At 77.9% G+C, this 17,459-nt stretch carries 14 protein-coding genes; 8 read left to right on the top strand and 6 right to left on the bottom strand.

Features of this window, described 5'->3' with window-relative positions:
- Nucleotides 1–151 precede the first annotated feature (151 nt).
- From ACWIZO_RS23565 to ACWIZO_RS23540, 6 genes are all read left to right on the top strand, one after another.
- Nucleotides 152–478, top strand: a complete 327-nt coding sequence (locus ACWIZO_RS23565) for a DUF6504 family protein (protein ID WP_448640025.1) — start codon at nt 152–154, stop codon at nt 476–478.
- A complete protein-coding gene (locus ACWIZO_RS23560) occupies nt 478–969 on the top strand; it encodes an SAV_6107 family HEPN domain-containing protein (protein WP_448640024.1) in 492 nt (163 codons plus the stop codon). The genes ACWIZO_RS23565 and ACWIZO_RS23560 overlap by 1 nt, the downstream gene beginning before the upstream one ends.
- Nucleotides 966–4,799 (top strand): DNA polymerase III subunit alpha, encoded by a 3,834-nt coding sequence (locus ACWIZO_RS23555; RefSeq protein WP_448640023.1) that lies wholly within the window; start codon nt 966–968, stop codon nt 4,797–4,799. The genes ACWIZO_RS23560 and ACWIZO_RS23555 overlap by 4 nt, the downstream gene beginning before the upstream one ends.
- Nucleotides 4,800–5,007: 208 nt before the next feature.
- Nucleotides 5,008–5,487 carry a VOC family protein gene (locus ACWIZO_RS23550; RefSeq protein ID WP_448640022.1) on the top strand — a complete coding sequence of 160 codons (480 nt, stop codon included), beginning with the start codon at nt 5,008–5,010 and terminating at the stop codon, nt 5,485–5,487.
- A 67-nt stretch (nt 5,488–5,554) separates the two neighbouring features.
- Complete coding sequence (locus ACWIZO_RS23545; RefSeq protein WP_448640021.1) at nt 5,555–6,304, top strand: class I SAM-dependent methyltransferase; 750 nt, start codon at nt 5,555–5,557, stop codon at nt 6,302–6,304.
- Nucleotides 6,304–7,542 carry an alkaline phosphatase family protein gene (locus tag ACWIZO_RS23540; protein WP_448640020.1) on the top strand — a complete coding sequence of 413 codons (1,239 nt, stop codon included), beginning with the start codon at nt 6,304–6,306 and terminating at the stop codon, nt 7,540–7,542. The genes ACWIZO_RS23545 and ACWIZO_RS23540 overlap by 1 nt, the downstream gene beginning before the upstream one ends.
- Here ACWIZO_RS23540 and ACWIZO_RS23535 read toward each other — a convergent pair.
- From ACWIZO_RS23535 to ACWIZO_RS23525, 3 genes are all read right to left on the bottom strand, one after another.
- Nucleotides 7,539–8,486: a sucrase ferredoxin gene (locus ACWIZO_RS23535; RefSeq protein ID WP_448640019.1), complete on the bottom strand. Its 948-nt coding sequence runs from the start codon at nt 8,484–8,486 to the stop codon at nt 7,539–7,541. The genes ACWIZO_RS23540 and ACWIZO_RS23535 overlap by 4 nt on opposite strands.
- A gap of 19 nt (nt 8,487–8,505) precedes the next feature.
- Nucleotides 8,506–9,603, bottom strand: coding sequence for a cupin domain-containing protein (locus ACWIZO_RS23530; protein ID WP_448640018.1), 1,098 nt, complete (start codon nt 9,601–9,603; stop codon nt 8,506–8,508).
- 314 nt (nt 9,604–9,917) lie between these two features.
- Nucleotides 9,918–10,169 (bottom strand): BatC protein, encoded by a 252-nt coding sequence (locus ACWIZO_RS23525; protein WP_448640017.1) that lies wholly within the window; start codon nt 10,167–10,169, stop codon nt 9,918–9,920.
- Between the two features lie 206 nt (nt 10,170–10,375).
- On the opposite strand from ACWIZO_RS23525, the gene dinB reads away from it, so the two are divergent.
- Together dinB and ACWIZO_RS23515 are read left to right on the top strand one after the other, a co-directional pair.
- Nucleotides 10,376–11,602, top strand: coding sequence for a DNA polymerase IV (gene dinB, locus ACWIZO_RS23520; RefSeq protein WP_448640016.1), 1,227 nt, complete (start codon nt 10,376–10,378; stop codon nt 11,600–11,602).
- 106 nt (nt 11,603–11,708) lie between these two features.
- Nucleotides 11,709–12,137 (top strand): DUF3040 domain-containing protein, encoded by a 429-nt coding sequence (locus ACWIZO_RS23515; protein ID WP_448640015.1) that lies wholly within the window; start codon nt 11,709–11,711, stop codon nt 12,135–12,137.
- 233 nt (nt 12,138–12,370) lie between these two features.
- On the opposite strand, the gene ACWIZO_RS23510 is transcribed toward ACWIZO_RS23515, so the two are convergent.
- The 3 genes from ACWIZO_RS23510 to ACWIZO_RS23500 are packed head-to-tail and all read right to left on the bottom strand — an operon-like array spanning nt 12,371 to nt 17,204.
- Complete coding sequence (locus ACWIZO_RS23510; protein WP_448640014.1) at nt 12,371–14,818, bottom strand: transglutaminase family protein; 2,448 nt, start codon at nt 14,816–14,818, stop codon at nt 12,371–12,373.
- Nucleotides 14,815–16,212 carry a DUF58 domain-containing protein gene (locus ACWIZO_RS23505; RefSeq protein WP_448640013.1) on the bottom strand — a complete coding sequence of 466 codons (1,398 nt, stop codon included), beginning with the start codon at nt 16,210–16,212 and terminating at the stop codon, nt 14,815–14,817. The genes ACWIZO_RS23510 and ACWIZO_RS23505 overlap by 4 nt, the downstream gene beginning before the upstream one ends.
- Before the next feature lie 5 nt (nt 16,213–16,217).
- Nucleotides 16,218–17,204 carry an AAA family ATPase gene (locus tag ACWIZO_RS23500; RefSeq protein ID WP_448640012.1) on the bottom strand — a complete coding sequence of 329 codons (987 nt, stop codon included), beginning with the start codon at nt 17,202–17,204 and terminating at the stop codon, nt 16,218–16,220.
- Between the last annotated feature and the right edge of the window lie 255 nt (nt 17,205–17,459).

Here is a 17,459-nt window from a genome sequence, read left to right as displayed (position 1 = left end):
TCCTCCCGGGCGGGTCCGGCTTGACGCGACGAGCGGGGTCGGGTGTACTCGACTCGTTCGAACACGCGTTCGAACGGTCGTCACCGCTCTCGGGACCTTCCCCGCCCGGGGCGGTGGCGACCGATCAGGGGCACGGGGTGGGGAGTCGGGCATGAGCCGGGTGCTGGGTGAGGTCGGCGAGCGGGTCGGCGAGGAGGTGCTGGTCGAGCGGGGTCCGCTCGGCCCCGCGCAGTTCTGGCGCGGCCAGTGGCGCTACGTCGTCGGCGAGCTGCTCGACTCGTGGGTGGAGACCGCGCCCTGGTGGCAGCGGCCCGCCGGCACCCCCGGCGGCGCCTCGGCCGACCTGGTCGCGGCCCGCGAGGTCTTCCGGGTGGAGGCGGTGCGGGCCGGGCGGTCGCGGATGAGCTTCGCCGGCGTCTACGACCTGTCCTGGGACGCCGCCGACAACCAGTGGTCGCTCGTGCGGGTGCACGACTGATGGGCGCCGCGCACGCGCTGACCCGTGAGATGGCCGACCAGCTGCCCCTCCCGCCGCCGCTGCCGGCGGCCGCGGCGCAGCTGCTCGGCCAGGCCACCCGGGCGCTGGGCGAGGCCGCCCGCGCCACCGACGCGCGCGATCGCTACGCCACCGCCCACCTGGGTGCGCTGCGGGCGGCCGCGGCGGTCCTCGCCGCCCGCACCCGGCCGGAGGGCGGCCGTCGCCGGCCGCGCAGTGCCTGGGTGCTGCTCGGTCAGGTCGCCCCCGAGCTGGGGGAGTGGGCCACCTTCTTCGCCGCCGGCGCGGGCAAGCGGGCCGCCGCCGAGGCCGGGTTGTCCCGCGCGGTCACCGAGCGGGAGGCCGACGACCTGGTCCGTGACGTCGGCTCCTTCCTCGCCGTGGTCGAGGACCTGCTCGCCGGCACGCCCGAGCCCGCTCCGCGGCCCCGCGTGGTCGGGGGCACCGCCCACCGTCCCGCGCGCGGGCGGTGACCGGCGACCCCTTCGTCCACCTGCACGTCGCCTCCGGGTACTCCCTGCGGTACGGGGCCAACCACCCCGTCGACCTGGTGGCGCGCGCCGCCGAGCACGGCATGACGGCGCTGGCGCTGACCGACCGTGACGGCCTCTACGGCGCGGTGAAGTTCGCGCTCGCCTGCCGCTCGGCGGGGCTGCGGCCGCTGTTCGGGGTCGACCTCGCGGTCGCCCCGTCGGTGGACACGGCTGTGCCGCCGGCCCGGGCGCACGTGCTGGGTGAGGACGACGAGCTGTCCGCGCGCAGAGCGGGGCGTCCGGGCGCAGCGGGGCGAGGCGCGGCGGGGCGGGGTGCGGCGGGACGGGGTGCTCCCGCGGGGTCCCCGGCACGGCGCAGCCCGGCGCGCGGTGGGGCGAGCGTCGACCCGCGGCTGCCGCGGGTCACCTTCCTCGCCCGCGACGGCGCCGGCTGGCGGTCGCTGTGCCGGCTGACCAGCGCCACCCACCTGCGCGGCACCCGCGGCGAGCCGGTGGCCTCCCTGGCGATGGCCGCCGAGCACACTCCCGGGCTGGTCGCGGTGCTCGGGCCCGACTCACCGGTGGGCCGGGCGCTCGCGACCGGGCGCGCCGACGTCGCTGCCGCCCGGCTGTCCGCGTGGCGCTCGGTGTTCAGCCCCGGCTCGCTGGTGGTCGAGCTGGTGCACCACCGCGGGCAGGGCGACCGCTCCCGCGCGCAGCGGCTCCTGCGCTTCGCCACCGAGGAGGGCGTGCCGGTGGTGCTCACCAACGCCGTCCGGTACGTCGACGCCCTCGACGCGCCCACCGCCGACGTCCTCGACGCCTCCCGGCGGCTGGTCGCCCTCGACACCCGGCACGTCGACCGGCGCACCGCCGAGGGGTACCTGAAGTCGGGCAAGGAGATGGCCGAGGTCGCCGCGGACCTCGCCGGTCCCGACCGCGACGCCGCGCTGCGGCTGCTCGAGCGCACCGCCCGGCTGGCCGAGCAGTGCGCCGTCGACGTCACCGGCGACCTGGGCGTGGGCTCGGTGCGCTACCCCGAGCTCGACGTGGTCACCGCGCCCGGCGAGCGGGGGATGAGCCCCTCGCAGGTGCTGCGCGCCCGCTGCGAGGCGGGGCTGGGCCGGCGCGGGACGGCGCCGACGGAGCGGGTGCGGCGGCGGCTGGACGACGAGCTCGCCGTCATCGACTCCCTCGGCTACCCGTCCTACTTCCTCACCGTGGCCGACGTGGTCGACCTCATCAGGAGCCTGCGGGTGCGCGCCGCCGCCCGGGGGTCGGGTGCCGGCAGCCTGGTCACCTACCTGCTGGGCATCTCCGACGTCGACCCGATCCGCTACGGCCTGCTCATGGAGCGCTTCCTCTCCCCGCTGCGCCACCAGCTGCCCGACGTCGACATCGACGTGGAGTCCGCCCGGCGGATGGAGGTCTACGACGCGGTGATCGACCGCTTCGGGGCCCACCGGGTCAGCTGCATCTCGATGATGGACACCTACCGGGTGCGGCACGCCATCCGCGACGTCGGCGCCGCGCTCGGGCTGCCGCCGGCCGAGGTCGACGCCGTCGCCAAGGCATTCCCGCACGTCCGGGCCGACCAGGTGCACGCGGCGCTGCGCGACCTGCCGGAGCTGCGGGCCAGCCGGCTGGGCTCGCGGCGGGGTGGGGGCACCGGCGACCTGGACCTGCTCTTCGACCTCGTCGCCCGCCTCGACGGCCTGCCCCGGCACATCGCCCTGCACCCGTGCGGGGTGCTGCTGTCCGACGCGACGCTGCTCGACCGCACCCCGGTGGAGAGCAGCTACCTCGGCTACCCGATGAGCCAGTTCGACAAGGACGACGTCGAGGAGCTCGGGCTGCTCAAGCTCGACCTGCTGGGCATCCGGATGCAGTCGGCGATCGCGCACGCCCTCGACGAGGTGGCCCGGGTCGACGGCGAGATCGTCGACGTCGACGCGATCCCGCGCGACGACCCGACGACCTTCGAGCTGATCCGCAGCACCCGGACCCTCGGCATGTTCCAGATCGAGTCGCCGGGGCAGCGCGAGCTGGTCGGCAAGTTCGGGCCCGAGACGTTCGAGGACATCGTCGTCGACATCTCGCTGTTCCGGCCCGGCCCGGTCAAGAGCGACATGGTGACGCCGTTCCTGCTGGCCCGGAACGGCTGGCGCGACCCGGTCTACCCGCACCCCGACCTCGAGCCGTTCCTGCGCGAGACCGCCGGCGTCGTGGTCTTCCACGAGCAGGTTCTGCAGATCGTGGCGCGGATGACCGGCTGCGACCTGGCCCAGGCCGACGAGGCCCGCCGGGCGCTGGGCGACCGGGAGCTGCACCCGGAGGTGCGCGCCTGGTTCGTGCCGGAGGCGCTGCGGCACTACCCGGTCGAGGTGGTCGAGAGGGTGTGGGAGGTGCTGGTCGCCTTCGGCTCGTTCGGCTTCTGCAAGGCCCACGCCGCGGCGTTCGCGCTGCCCACCTACCAGTCGGCGTGGCTCAAGACCCACCACCCGGCGGCCTTCCTGGCCGGGGTGCTCACCCACGACCCGGGGATGTACCCCAAGCGGCTGATCCTCGACGACGCCCGCAACTTCGGCGTCCGGGTGCTGGGCCTCGACGTCAACGCCTCAGCCGGCAGCTACCGGGTGGAACGGCTGGCCGCGGCCGACCGGCGGACCGACTGGCGGCGGCCGGAGTGGATGCCGGCGGCCATGCCCGACCCCTCCCGCTACGGCATCCGGCTGGCGCTCTCCGACGTCAAGGGCATCTCCGACGACGAGGTGGCGCGGGTCGTCGCCGGGCAGCCGTACCGGTCGCTCGCCGACTTCTGGACGCGCGCGTCAGTGTCGCGCCCGGTGGTCGAGCGGCTGGTGCTGGCCGGCGGGTTCGACTCCCTCTACGGCTTCGGCGTGCGCGACCGGGAGGCCGGCCGGCCCACCCGCGCCCGCGGGTCGGTGACCCGCCGCGACCTGCTGCTGCAGATCGGCGAGCTCGACCGGTGGAGCCGCAGCGGGGCGCGGGCCGGCTCGGTGGGACAGCTCAGCCTCGACCTGCTCGGCCTGGAGCTGCCCGGTGACGACACCCGTGACGAGGGTGGCCCGGACGAGGCTCCGGACGAGGGCGGCCCGGAGACGACGCCGTCCTGGGGCGCGGGGTCGGGGCTGCCCGAGTTCACCGACGCCGAGCTGGTGCGCGCCGAGCTGGAGGTGCTCGGGCTGGACGCCAGCCGGCACGTCGTCGACTTCTACCGGCCCTTCCTCGCCGCGATCGGCGCGGTGCCGGCCGGTGAGCTGCTCGGCAGCCGCAGCGGCGCCGAGGTGCTGGTCGCCGGGGTCAAGGTGGCCACGCAGACGCCGCCGATCCGCTCGGGGCGCCGGGTGGTGTTCGTGACCCTCGACGACGGCACCGGCTGTACCGACTCGACCTTCTTCGAGGACGTGCAGGGGCCCTACGCCGCGACGGTGTTCCACTCCTGGCTGCTGGTGATCCGCGGGGTGCTGCGGCGCACCGGCCCGCGCGGGGTGTCGATCCGGGCCACCGGGGCGTGGGAGCTGCCGGCGCTGCACGAGGCGTGGGAGACCGGCGGCCCGGCCGCGGTGGCCGAGCACATGGCCGCGCCGGGGGAGTACACCGAGCAGGCCATCGCCGGGGCGGCGGCCTCGCACGGTGCCCGGCCGGTGGTGGTCCGGCCGGTGCTCGTGCACCCCACCGGCTTCCGGATGTCGCCCTACGCCGACGTGAAGCCGGCCGGGGACGACGCCGCGACCGCCGCCCGCCGCGCCGCGGCCGCCGCGCCCCGCAAACTGTGGCACTCCAGCCCCGGCAGCTCCGGCCACTGACGTGCCGGCCCCGCCGCTCCAGCCGGTGATCACGGGGTCGCGGTGCCGACACGCCGGTCGCCGTCGGGGTCTCGCCGCTGCTGCTCCACGACCGACCCGCGCGGGCGACCGCCGGGCGGCGTCCCGGAGACCGATGACTCCGGCCGCGCCGCGCGGTCTACTCCTCGACGCCGGCACCCAGCCGACAGGAGCAGGAGGAGCATCAGCCATGCCGAAGCAGATCCCGTGCCTGTGGTTCGACGGCCGCGCCGAGGAGGCCGCGGAGCACTACACGTCGGTCTTCCCGAACTCCTCGATCACCCAGGTCACCCGCTACGGCCCCGACATGCCAGTGCCCGAGGGCACCGCCATGACCGTGAGCTTCACCCTCGACGGGCACGACTACGTCGGCCTCAACGGCGGCCCGGAGTTCGCCTTCACCGAGGCGATCTCCTTCCAGATCATGTGCGCCGACCAGGACGAGGTCGACCACTACTGGTCACGGCTGACCGACGGCGGCGAGGAGAGCCAGTGCGGCTGGCTCAAGGACCGCTTCGGCGTCTCCTGGCAGGTGATCCCGGTCGAGCTGTTCACCCTGGTCGGCGACCCCGACCCCGGCCGGGCCCAGCGCGCCACCCAGGCGATGCTGCGGATGCGCAAGATCGTCGTCGAGGACCTGCGCGAGGCCGCCGACCGCGTCCCGGCCTGATCGGCTCCCTGCAGGGGGCCCGGCGTGCGCCCGGTGGGTCCGCCCGCCCGCCAGTAGGGTCGGCGGGGTGAGCGCCCCCGCCCCGTCCACCGGCGAGCAGTTGCCCGTCCGGACCGCCGCGGTGTGGGCCGCGCTCGACCCGCTCGTCGGCGCCGGCGGCACGCTGCGGGTGCTCGACGTCGGCGGCGGCAGCGGCGTCTTCGCCGTCCCGCTCGCCCGCCTCGGCCACCAGGTCACCGTCGTCGACCCCAGCGCCGACGCCCTGGCCACACTCCAGCGGCGCGCGCAGACCGCCGGCGTCGGTGACCGCGTGCGCGGACTGCAGGGCGACGGCGACCTGCTGCACGAGCTGCCCCTCGACGACCACGCGGGGGACGACGGGTACGACCTCGCCCTGTGCCACTCGGTGCTCGAGGTCGTCGACGACCCCGCGGCCACCCTGCGCGAGATCACCCGCGCGCTGCGCCCCGGCGGCCAGGTGAGCATCGCCACCGCCAACCGTGCCGGCGCCGTCCTCGCCCGCGCCCTCGGTGGGCACCCCAAGGAGGCCCTCGCGCTGCTCGAGGACCGCGACCCCGCCCCCGGCCGCACCCGCCCGGCCCGCCGCCGCTTCGGCCCCGGCGACCTGCTCGCCCTCGTCGCCGACGCCGGCCTGCAGCCGGGCGCCTGGCGCGGGGTCGCTGTCGTCACCGACCTGCTCGACGCCGCCTCCGGCGCCGACCCCGAGGCCGTCCGCCGCCTCGAGCTCGCGCTGGCCGGCACCTCGCCCTACCGCGACGTCGCCACCGGCCTGCACGTGCTGGCGACCCGCCCCTGATGTCCAGTCCGAGTCGGCCTCGTCCCGGGGCCCGCCCTGAGCTCGCGAAGGGTGGGGAGGACGAGGTCCTTCCGCTGCCACCCGGCCTCACCCGCCCCGCCTACGGCGCCGCCACCCTCGCCGACGTCCTGCCCGGCGTGGCCGCGGCCCTCGGCGTCCCCGTCGACCGCGGCGACCTGCCGCCCGACCCGCTCGGTCTCACCGCGGCCCTGGTCGGCGCCCGCCGGGTCGCCGTCCTGCTCGTCGACGGGCTCGGCGCGCACCTGCTGCGCGCGCACGCCGCGCTCGCCCCGGTGCTCGCCGGCCTGGCCACCCCCGCCGGCGATCTCGCCGCCCCCTGCCCGAGCACCACCCCGGTCAGCCTCACCACCCTGGGCACCGGCGTCCCCCCGGGCGGGCACGGCGTCCTGGGTTTCGTCACCGCCGTGCCCGGCGAGGACCGCACCCTCAACCACGTGCAGTGGGCCGACGACCCCGACCCCGCGGTGTGGCAGGCCCGGCCGACGGTCTTCGAGCAGCTCGCCGCGGCCGGCGTCCCGGTCACCGCCGTCGCGCCCTACGCCTACCGGGGCTCGGGCCTGAGCACGGCGGCCTACCGCGGCGCCGGCTACTCCGGCACGGTCGGCGCCGGCGACCTCGCCGCGGTGGTCCTGCAGTCCCTGGCCGCGGCGCCGGCCGGCCTGGTCTACGGCTACACGCCCGAGCTCGACCTGACCGGGCACGTCCGCGGGCTGGACTCCCAGAGCTGGCGGCTGCAGCTCGCCCTGGTCGACCGACTGGTGGAGCAGGTGCTCGCCGGCCTGCCCGACGACGCCGCCCTGCTGGTCACCGCCGACCACGGCATGCTCGACGTCCCCCCGCACACCCGCGTTGACCTCGACGAGGAGCCCGTGCTCCTCGACGGCGTCGCCCTGCTGGCCGGCGAGCCCCGCGCCCGCTACGTGCACGCCGTCCCCGGCGCGGCCGACGACGTCCTCGACGCCTGGCGCGGCGTCCTCGGCGACCGCGCCTGGGTCACCAGCCGCGAGGAGGCGGTGGCCAGCGGCGTCTTCGGCCCCGTCGACGGCGGGCTGGCCGCCCGCATCGGCGACGTCGTCGCGCTGGCCCGCGGCCCGTGGGCGATGACCGCAGGCATCACCGAGCCCGGCCCCAGCCGGCTGGTCGGCTACCACGGCTCGCTCACCGACGCCGAGCTGGCGATCCCCCTGCTGCTCGCCCGCGGGCCCGGCCTGCACTAGCCGGCCGGCGACACCGGCAGCGCCGTCCAGGTCCGGGAGTGCGCCGGGTGCAGCGCCCGGCAGGTCAGCTGCGCCGCCTCCTCGGAGGGCCGGCTCTCCACGCGGACGGCGACGTCGCCGTCCGGGCCGGCCAGCACCACCTCGAACCGCTCGACGCCGGCGGCCTCCTCGGCGGCGGACCCGGGCAGCTTGCGGGAGGAGCGCGGGAGCAGGTCGTCGACCCCGAGCAGCCCGAGCTCCGCGCGCGCGGCCGCCTGCGCCGCCTGCGCCGGCATGGGCAGCCCCGACCGGCCGCGCAGCCAGGGCAACGCCACCTGGCCGCGCGCGTGGGCGGCGACCAGGTCGGCGCCGTCGCCGGGCACCTGCCCGTAGGCGAACCCGTGCGGCAGGACGAGCACGTTGCCCGCGAACCGGCAGCCGCCGAGGTGGCTGCACTCCCACACGTCGGCCGGGCTGGGCGCGGGCAGCGCGCGGGCCAGCGGCCGGCCGCGCAGCGCGCAGCAGGCGTCGTGCTGGCCGTGCGTGCACACCAGGTAGGTGGGGCGCTGCGTCCGCTCACCCACCGACCCGTCCCACGGGGCGTCGAGCAGGTCGGCGTCGCTGTCGCGCACCGACCACCACAGCCCCTCGGAGCCCGGTCGGCCGTCGACGTAGGCCCAGCGGCGGCCGGAGTCGACCAGGCGGTCGCCGGGGCGGCGGACCAGCAGCACCCGCACGCCCTCGGCCCGGGCACGGGCGGTCAGGCCGGCGACCACGCCCCGGTCGAACCGGGACTGGGTCAGCGCGTCGCGCCCCCACGGCCCCGGCTGCTCGACGAGCAGCCAGCGCTGCGCCGGCCCGGCCGTGCCCACGGGGGAGTCGCCCCGGGCCTCGGCGGTCACCGAGCAGCGGGTCGGGTCGAGCCGGCCGCGGGGGGAGGTGGCGGCGCCCGTCGGGGCGCTCACCCGGGGCTGCGCTGCGGGCTCACGACGCGGTCCCGAGGGCATCGGCACGCTCCCCATCGTCCCCGCCGGCGTCCCGCGCGGGGGCGCCGGGACCGTGCGGGCCCGGCTCCGGGGCGGTGGCGGGGACGCCGTCGACGGCCCCGCCGGGGAGGGTGGCGTCGGCCACCACCGCGATCGACTCGGTGACCAGCCGCCGGGCGAGGACGAGCCGGTCGTCGGCGTCGAGCCCGGGCAGGTCGGCGACCTTGAGCTCCCCGGCGGCCAGCAGCTCGGCCAGCGCGGGCCGGGTCGCGGCGGGGAACTGGTGCCGGCGCCGCCCGCCGACCAGGACGACCCGGTCGTCCCCGGCCCGGCCGTCGGAGGCGGGGCGCAGGCTGCAGCGCAGCCGGCGGCGCAGCCGCAGCACGGTGTCGGGCGTGAGCGCCGCAGCCGCGGTCGCCTGGGCCAGCGGCGCGACCGGCTCGGGGCGCACCTGGTCCCAGGTGCGCGCCCGCAGCCGGTCGGCCACCTCGTCGGGGTCGATCCGGTCCAGCCAGTCCCGCAGCGCGGCGACGACCGTGGTGACGTCCTCGCGCACGGTCGCCGGGTCGGCGAGGTCCAGGCCCACCGGCAGCGAGTGGCGCAGCTCGCGGTCGTCGGCGGCCAGCACCCGCACCAGGTCCAGCGCCGACTCCGCGGCGGCCCAGCGGGTGACCGGGTGCACCCCGATGGTCAGGTGCGCGCTGGTCTGCCCGAGCGCCACCGCCGAGTGCAGGTAGCCGCGGGGGAGGTAGAGGGCGTCGCCGGGGCGCAGGACGGCGTCGATCACCGGCTCGCGCTCGGCGGCGGCGGCGACGTCGGCTGCGCGGTCGTTCCACGGCTGGGTGCGCAGCGGGTTGGGCAGCACCGGCTCGTGGATGTGCCAGTGCTTCTCGCCGGCGACCTGCAGCACGAACACGTCGTGGACGTCGTAGTGCGGGCTGAACCCGCGCGAGGACGGCGGGGTGACGTAGGCGTTGACCTGCGTCGGGTGCCCCAGGTCGGCGGCGAGGGAGTCGGCGAACTCGATCAGCGGCGGCCAGAGCCGGTGCAGGCCCTGCAGGACGACGGTGCTGCCGTCGGCGAACAGCCGCAGCACGGCGTCGGAGGAGACCTGGTCGGCGACCTCGGCACCGGCGCCCCCGGAGGTGGTGAACCGCTTCGGGTCGACGACGGCGCCGTCCTTGGCGATGCGGAGGAACGGGGTGCGCAGGCCGCGACGGGACAGCAGCTCGTCGACGTCGGCCAGGGTCAGCAGGTCGGCGAAGGACTCACCGGTGTCCTCGGCGCGGGCGAGCAGGGGGCGGCGGGACCAGTGCTGCTCGGCGAAGACCTCCGGGTCGAGGTGCGTGCACCGGCGCAGGGCCGGGCGGAGGTCGCCTCCGCCCGGCCCCGTGCCTGTCGGGTCCTGGCTCAGGCCGAACCGTCCGCGCCGCCGTCGGCGCCGCCGTCAGCGCCGCCGTCCGAGCCGCCACCGGCCGCACCGCCGTCGGCCGGGCCGTGACCGGCGCCGCCGTCCGCGCCACCGTCCGCGCCGCCGTCGTGGCCCGCGCCGCCGTCGGCGCCGCCGTCGGCACCGCCGTCGTGCTGGCCCGGGGTGCCCTCGCCGGCACCGCTGTCGGCCGGGCCCTCCGTGCTGGTCATGTCGTCGTCGTCGAGCGCCATCGGGCTCCTCCGGGATCCGGGTCGGGACCGTCCGCCGGCCGGCGGTCGGTCACGTCCCACCTAACCCGTTCCGCGCCTCGCCACACATGGCCCGACCAGCCGTTTCCCGACACGCGACGACACCCCGGACGACGGCGCACCCCCGCCCGGACGGGCCGCTACCCTCCTCGCGTCGGTACGAACAGGTGTTCGAGGAGGAGGTGTCCGTGGCGCCGTCGCGGGGGCGGGCGGAGGGGTGCACCGTGCTGCACGTCGACATGGACGCCTTCTTCGCCAGCGTCGAGGTGCGCCGGCACCCCGAGCTGGCCGGCGCGCCGGTGATCGTGGGCGGGGCCGGCAACCGCGGGGTGGTCACCTCGGCGACCTACGAGGCGCGGGCGTACGGGGTGCACGCCGCCATGCCCACCGCCCGGGCACTGCGGCTGTGCCCCACGGCCACCGTGCTGCCGGGGGACGTGGCGCTCTACGCCGAGGTCTCCCGCTCGGTCATGGCACTGTTCCGCTCGATCACCCCGCTGGTGGAGCCGCTGAGCCTGGACGAGGCCTTCCTCGACGTCGCCGGGGCCGGCCGCCGGCTCGGTGACGCCGCGGAGATCGGCGAGTACCTGCGCGCCCGGGTCTACGACGAGCAGGGCATCACCTGCTCGGTCGGCGTGGCCGGCACCAAGTTCGTGGCCAAGCTCGCCTCCACCCGCGCCAAGCCCGACGGACTGCTCGTCGTCCGCCCGGCCGAGGTCATCGACTTCCTGCACCCGCTGCCGGTCGGCGCGCTGTGGGGCGTCGGCGCGAAGACCGAGGAGGTGCTGCTGCGGCTGGGGCTGCGGACGGTGGGCGACCTCGCCCACGTGCCCGCGCGCACCCTGCAGCGGGCGGTGGGACAGGCCGCGGGCAGCCACCTGCACGAGCTGGCGTGGGGCCGCGACCCGCGCCGGGTGGTCCCCGACGAGCCGGAGCGGTCGGCCGGGCACGAGGAGACCTTCGGCACGGACGTCGACGACCCCGCCGTCGTCCACCGGGAGCTGCTGCGGCTGGCCGAGCGGACGGCGGGTCGGCTGCGCGCGGGCGGCTGGCTGGCCCGGACGGTGAGCATCAAGGTCCGGTTCGCCGACTTCACGACGATCACCCGCAGCCGCACCCTCGGCGTCCCCACCGACGTCGGGCAGGAGCTGTACGAGACCGCCCGCGCCCTGTTCGACGCCCTCGGCCTGGACCGCGCGCGGATCCGGCTGGTCGGGGTGCGGGCCGAGCGGCTGGTACCCGCCGGGTCGGCGCCCCGCCAGCTCGAGCTCGGCGCCCGCGAGCACGGCCGCCGCGACGCCGAGCTCGCCGCCGACCGGGCGGCCCGCCGGTTCGGTGCCGGTGCCGTCCGCCCGGCCACGCTGCTGCGCCGCGACGGCGACCGGCGGGTGCGCGACGGCCACCCCCGCGAGTGATCGCGAGGACCCGGCAGGGGCCTCCCGGCGGGTCGCCACGCACTCGCCTTTCGCACCCCGCAATCGGCTCGTATCCTCGGTGTCACCCCCGGGTAGACACCCGGGGGTGTCTGGCTCCGCCCACCTGGAGGTCTCGGTGCCGCTCTCCGAGCACGAGCAGCGACTGCTGGAGCAGATCGAGCGCGCCCTCGTCGACGACGATCCCAAGTTCGCCTCCTCCGTCCGCACGGGTGACCGCAGGCTCAAGGCCCGGCGGAAGCTGCAACTCGGTGCGCTGCTGGTGCTGGTGGGTCTGGCCGTCCTCGTCGGAGGCGCTGTCGCCCCGTCCGTCCCGCTGGGGGTGCTCGGCTTCCTGGTGATGTTCGGCGGTGCCGCCCTCGGCGTCCTCAACTACCGCTCCGCCACCGGCGCCGTCGAGACCGGCCCGGCCGGCCAGCGCGGCGGGAGCACGGCGCGCGGCCGCGGGGGCCGGCCCCGTCGTCAGCCGCTGAAGAACCGCCTCGAGGAGCGCTTCCGCCGCCGCTACGACCAGTAGCCCCGCCTCAGACCCCCCGCGTCAGACCCCCCCCGTCAGACCCGTAGCCCCACCTCCAGCGCCGACGGCCGCCGTCCCCTCCGGGACGGCGGCCGTCGGCGTTCCCGGGGTCTCCGCCGGCCGCGCCCGGGCGGCGTGGGTGCGCTCGCCGGACGCACCGGTCCGCTCCCGGGCCCCGGTGGGTGCCCCGGGACGGCCGGACGCCGCCGCGGGCGGCGGGGTCCTCCTCCGGGTCAGGCGGGCCGGCGGCGGCGCGGGAGCCGGGCGGTGACCGCGGCGGAGACGGCGTCGCCCAGCGAGGCCGGCCACAGCAGGGCCCGCAGCCGGACCCGCAGCGGCACCGCCGCCGCCAGCCCCCGCCGGGCGGTGCCCAGGGCCGTGGTGAGCGCCGGGTTGCCGGCCGCGCCGGGGCGGCCGTAGCTGGCCGCCTCCTCGGCGCGGGCCAGCCGCTCGACCGCGTCGGCGGCGCCGTGGCCACCGGCCCGGTGCGCGCCGCTGCCCCCGGGCGACCCGAGCGTGCGGCCCAGGGACGCGGCCTGCTGCCGCGGGGTGTGCGCCGGGTCCCAGGGCAGGCCGAGGTCGCGGGCGGTGGCGGCCAGCTCGTCCCACAGCGCGGCCGGGTCCCCGTCGGCCAGCCGGCGCCGCCGCTGCAGCGCGCGGGCGGCGGCGGGGGCGGCCAGCAGCGCACCCAGCCCGAGCAGGACGCCGGCGGCCACCAGCACCGGGCGGGCCGCCGAGGTGTCCTGGGCGGCGGCCTGGCCCTGCGGCGCGGCGTCGGGCACCCGGTCGACCTGCGGGACGGGGACGATCGGCGCCGGGGTCGGTGCGGTCGGCACGTCGGTCGGGCGCTCGAGGACCTCCTGGTCGGCCGGCCGCGGCGCCCAGGGCAGCTCGACGGCCCGCTCGGTGTCGATCGGTGTCGGGTCGAACGGGATCCAGCCCAGGTCGTCGAACCAGACCTCCACCCAGGCGTGCGCGTCGTCGCTGGTCACCAGCCGCCCGCCGCCGGGCTGCACGCGGCCGGGCGTGTAGCCCAGGGCGACCCGGGCGGGGATCCCGGCGGCGCGGACCATCGCGGCCATCGCGCCGGCGTACTGCTCGCAGTAGCCCTGCTTGAGGCGCAGGAAGTCGGCGAGGTCGTCGCCGCCGGTGCCCGGCGCGGTGGAGAGGCTGTAGACGAAGCCGTTCTCCCGGGAGAACGAGTCGTGGATGGCGCGCACCGCGTCGTACGGCGTGGCCGCCCCGGCGGTGAGGGTGGCCACCAGGTCGGTGACGCTCGGGTCCAGGACCGGCAGAGCGGTGTCGCGCTCGAGCACGGGGTCGCCCGCCGGCAGCGGTGCCGACGCGCGCAGCTCCTCCTCGGTGGGCTGCGGCTCGACGGCGGTGACGCGGTAGCTGCGGCCGGCGGTGGTGACGTCGCGGCCGAAGACCGTGCCGGTGGCCGGGTCGAACCGCCACGCCCCGGGGTCGTCGATGGCCACCGACAGGGGGGAGGCGAGCACCGGGAGGAACCGGTCGTCGTGGCCGACGGCGGTGATCGTCGCCTCCACCACCCGCCCCTCGCGGTGGCCCGGCAGCGGTGCGAGGTCCTCGCGCTGGGCCACCGACGTCTCGCCGTCGAGGTTGCCCACCGTCCAGCCGTCCTCGGCGTCGTAGACGTCGAGCGTCACCACCCGCAGGTACCCCGGCTCCAGGACCGAGCTGTCCACGCGCAGCAGGTCGATCGGCTCGGGCAGCGTCAGTTGGCCCTGCAGCGCCGCGGCCGGGTCGAGCGCGGTGCCGGTGGACCCGCCGCCCCCACCCGGGCCGAAGCCGGCGGCCAGCCGGCCCTCGGGCAGCGTCGGGACGAGGCTGCCGAGCACGACCGCGGCCACCAGCGCCAGCGCGGCGGTGCCGGTGGCGGCGAGCGTCCCCGCGCCGCTGCGCGTCCCGGTCCCCCCGGAGCGGGCGGCCAGCCGCCGGGCCTGGTCGGTCCACAGCAGCAGCGCCAGCCCGGCTGCCGGGGCGGCCAGCGCCGGCAGCCCCACGCTGCCGGTCACCGTGCTGACCGGCACGCAGAACAGGACCAGCAGGCCCAGCCCGGCCAGCGCCGGCTGCCGGCCGCCGACGGCGACCAGGTCGACGGTCACCGCGACCAGGCCCACGAGCAGCACGGTGAGCGCCAGCAGCCCGGTGAGCGGCAGGGCCGGCGTCGACTGCTCGCGGATCTCGGCGGAGCCGTCGAGCAGCACCCTGCCGAGGGCGTCGAGGGAGGCGGGCGTGGGCAGCCAGCCGCCGAGGGCCCGGCCGGGGGCGAACTGCGCGGTCATCAGGCAGGTGAGCAGCGCCAGCTGGCCGAGCGGGACGAGGGGGACCGCGGCGGCGGCGACCCGGGACGGCAGCGCGCGACCTCCGGAGGCCCAGTCCCACAGCGCCGTCCCCGCCGCGCGCAGCACGAGCCCGCCGGCGGCGACGACGGCGACGGCCGACAGCGCCGGCAGCACCCAGGCGGGGCGGACGAAGACCGGCAGCAGCGAGCAGGCGCCGAGGGCGGTCGCCACCGCGGCGGCCAGTGCGGTGCCGCCCTCGCGGCGCAGCGTGCCCGGCGCTCGCGGGCCGGGCGGTTGCCGGCCGGGCGGTGGCGCGACGGCGGCCGGGGCAGGCGCGCCGGTGCGGACCGGCGGCGGGGCGAGCGTCGTCACGCCGGCACCCCCTGCACGCTGCGCGTCCCCGACCCGCGGGTGTGCGCCAGCTCGGTCCACACGGCCTCCACCGTCCTGTCGGCGGAGGCGACGACGACCTGCCAGCCGGCGCCGCGCAGCAGCGACGCCGACCGCTCCAGCTGGCCGGAGAGCACCCCGCGCGCGGACGCCGACAGCGCCCGCCGGCCGCGGCCGGCCTCGGCCCAGCTGCCCACGTCGAGCAGGACGGCGACGTCGGAGGCCGGGCCCGAGCGGGTCGCGACCAGCTCGGCGAGGTCCTCGGGGCCGACGGCACCGAGCAGCGCCACCACCGGGCCGTCACCGGCCACCCGGCCGAGCAGCTCCACCGCCGGGCCCAGGCGCGTGCCGCGGGAGGGCGCCAGCCCGGCCAGCCGGTCGAGCAGCTCGCCGGGACCCAGGCCGCCCCGGCCGTGGCCGCCGTGCCCGTCGGTCGGGTCCAGCTCCCCGGCGTCGGTGACCACCCGCAGCTCCGCGCCGCGGCGGGCCAGGTGCGTGCCGATGCTCGCCGCGGCCTCCACCAGCCACTCGAGGCTGTCCGGCGGCGGCGCCGGGTCGCCGGGCGGGCCCGGGACGGCGGTCCCGGCGGCCGCGCCGGGCACGGCGGCCCGGCTGAGCAGGTGGGCGCGGGCGCGGGTGTCCAGCAGCAGCGCCGCCTGCGCGCGCCACGGCCGCTCCTCCATCCGCACCATGAGCTCGCCGGTCCGGGCGGTGGCCCGCCAGTGCACCTTGCGCAGGTCGTCGCCGTGCCGGTACGCGCGGGTGCTGACGTCGTCCTCCCCGTGCACCGAGAGGGAGCGGCGGGCGCCCTCGCCGCCCCCGCCGTGCCCGCCGGCCGGGCCGCCCGGACCCAGCGGCCGCACCCGGGGCACCACGAGCAGGGGCGCGTCGTCGGTGCCGCTGCTGGTGCGCTGCACCAGCCCGAAGGGGTCGACCAGCCGCAGCCGCAGCGGACCGAGCCGGAAGCGGCCGCGGCGCCCGCCGTGCACGCGGTAGCGCAGCGCCGCGGTGCCGCCGCCGGCCAGCCGCTCGACGACGAAGCGGGGGGAGTGGCCGAGCTCGGCGGGCAGCGCCTCGGTCAGCAGCCACAGCCGGCCGGTGCGCCGCTCGGTGTTGGTCACCTCCAGCAGCACCTCGGCGTCCTCTCCGCGCGGCACCCGCGCCGGTGCCACGGTGCGGCGGGCGGCGACGCGGGCGCGCTGCCGGGCCACGGCCAGCGCCGACAGCAGCGGCAAGGCCAGCACGAAGACGGCGAGCTGGACGAGCGGCTGCTCACCGAGCAGTGCGCCGAGCCCCAGGAGGGTGGCCCCGGCGGCCACCAGGCAGCGGCCGCGCAGCGTGAGCGACGTCAGCGCGGTCCGCAGCGGGCCGGTCACGGCGCTCAGCGCCCCCGCAGGACGGGGACGGAGGACAGCAGCCCGGCCACGACCTGCTCGGGCGTGCGCCGGGCGGCCGCGGCGTCGGCGGTCAGCAGCAGGCGGTGGGCCAGCACCGGCGTGGCCATCGCCTGGACGTCGTCGGGCAGGACGTGGTCGCGGCCGGCCAGCGCGGCGGCGGCACGGGCGGTGCGCAGCAGCTGCAGACCCGCCCGCGGCGAGGCGCCCAGGCGCAGCTCGGGGGAGCGGCGGCTGGCCTCCACCAGGGCGACGACGTAGCGGCGGACGGCGTCGGAGACGTGGAGCGCCTGCACCGCCTCGACCATGGCGCGCACCGCGGCGGCGTCGGCGACCGGGCCCAGCGTGACCAGCGGGTCGGTGGTGCCGCGGTCGTCGAGCATGGCGACCTCGGCCTCCCGGTCGGGGTAGCCCATCGAGACCCGGGCGGTGAAGCGGTCGCGCTGGGCCTCGGGGAGGGGATAGGTGCCCTCCATCTCCACCGGGTTCTGCGTGGCGACGACGAGGAAGGGCCGGGCCAGCTCGTAGCTGACGCCGTCGACGGTGACCTGCCGCTCCTCCATGCACTCCAGCAGCGCCGACTGCGTCTTGGGCGAGGCGCGGTTGATCTCGTCGGCGACGACGACGTTGGCGAAGACCGCGCCCGGCTTGAACTCGAAGGCGCGGCTCTCCTGGTCGTAGACCGACACCCCGGTCACGTCGCTGGGGAGCAGGTCGGGGGTGAACTGGATGCGGCGCACGCTGGCGTCGATCGACGCGGCGAGGGCCTTGGCCAGCGTCGTCTTGCCCACCCCGGGGACGTCCTCGACGAGCAGGTGGCCCTCGGCCAGCAGCACGACGAGCGCCAGGTGCACGACGCCGGGCTTGCCCTGGACGACGCGGGAGACGTTGGCGGCGATGCGCGCGCCCTCCGTGGCGACGTCGACCGGGGGTCCGGCCGTCCCGTCCGCCGCCGCACGCATGGTGTCGGTCACCCGGCCCACGGTACGTGGCACGCGGCCCGCCGGGAGGGCTCCGCGGACCCGCTCCCGACCCACTCCGGACCCCACCGCGGGCCTCCCTCGCGGCGCCGGCGACCTCCCCGGCCCCACCGGCCGCCCCACCCGGCCCCACCCGGTTCCCCGGGTGCGCCGCCCCGCCCCTGACCTGCACGGCAGGCGGTGGGAGCCGTCGGTCACGACATGGTGTCGAGTGGTGTTCGGTGGGGCGTAGTGGGTTAGGGTGTGGCG

This window comes from Geodermatophilus sp. URMC 63, from assembly GCF_053502565.1.
Note: the sequence above shows the minus strand (reverse complement) of the source record. Positions and strands in the feature narration are given on the sequence as shown.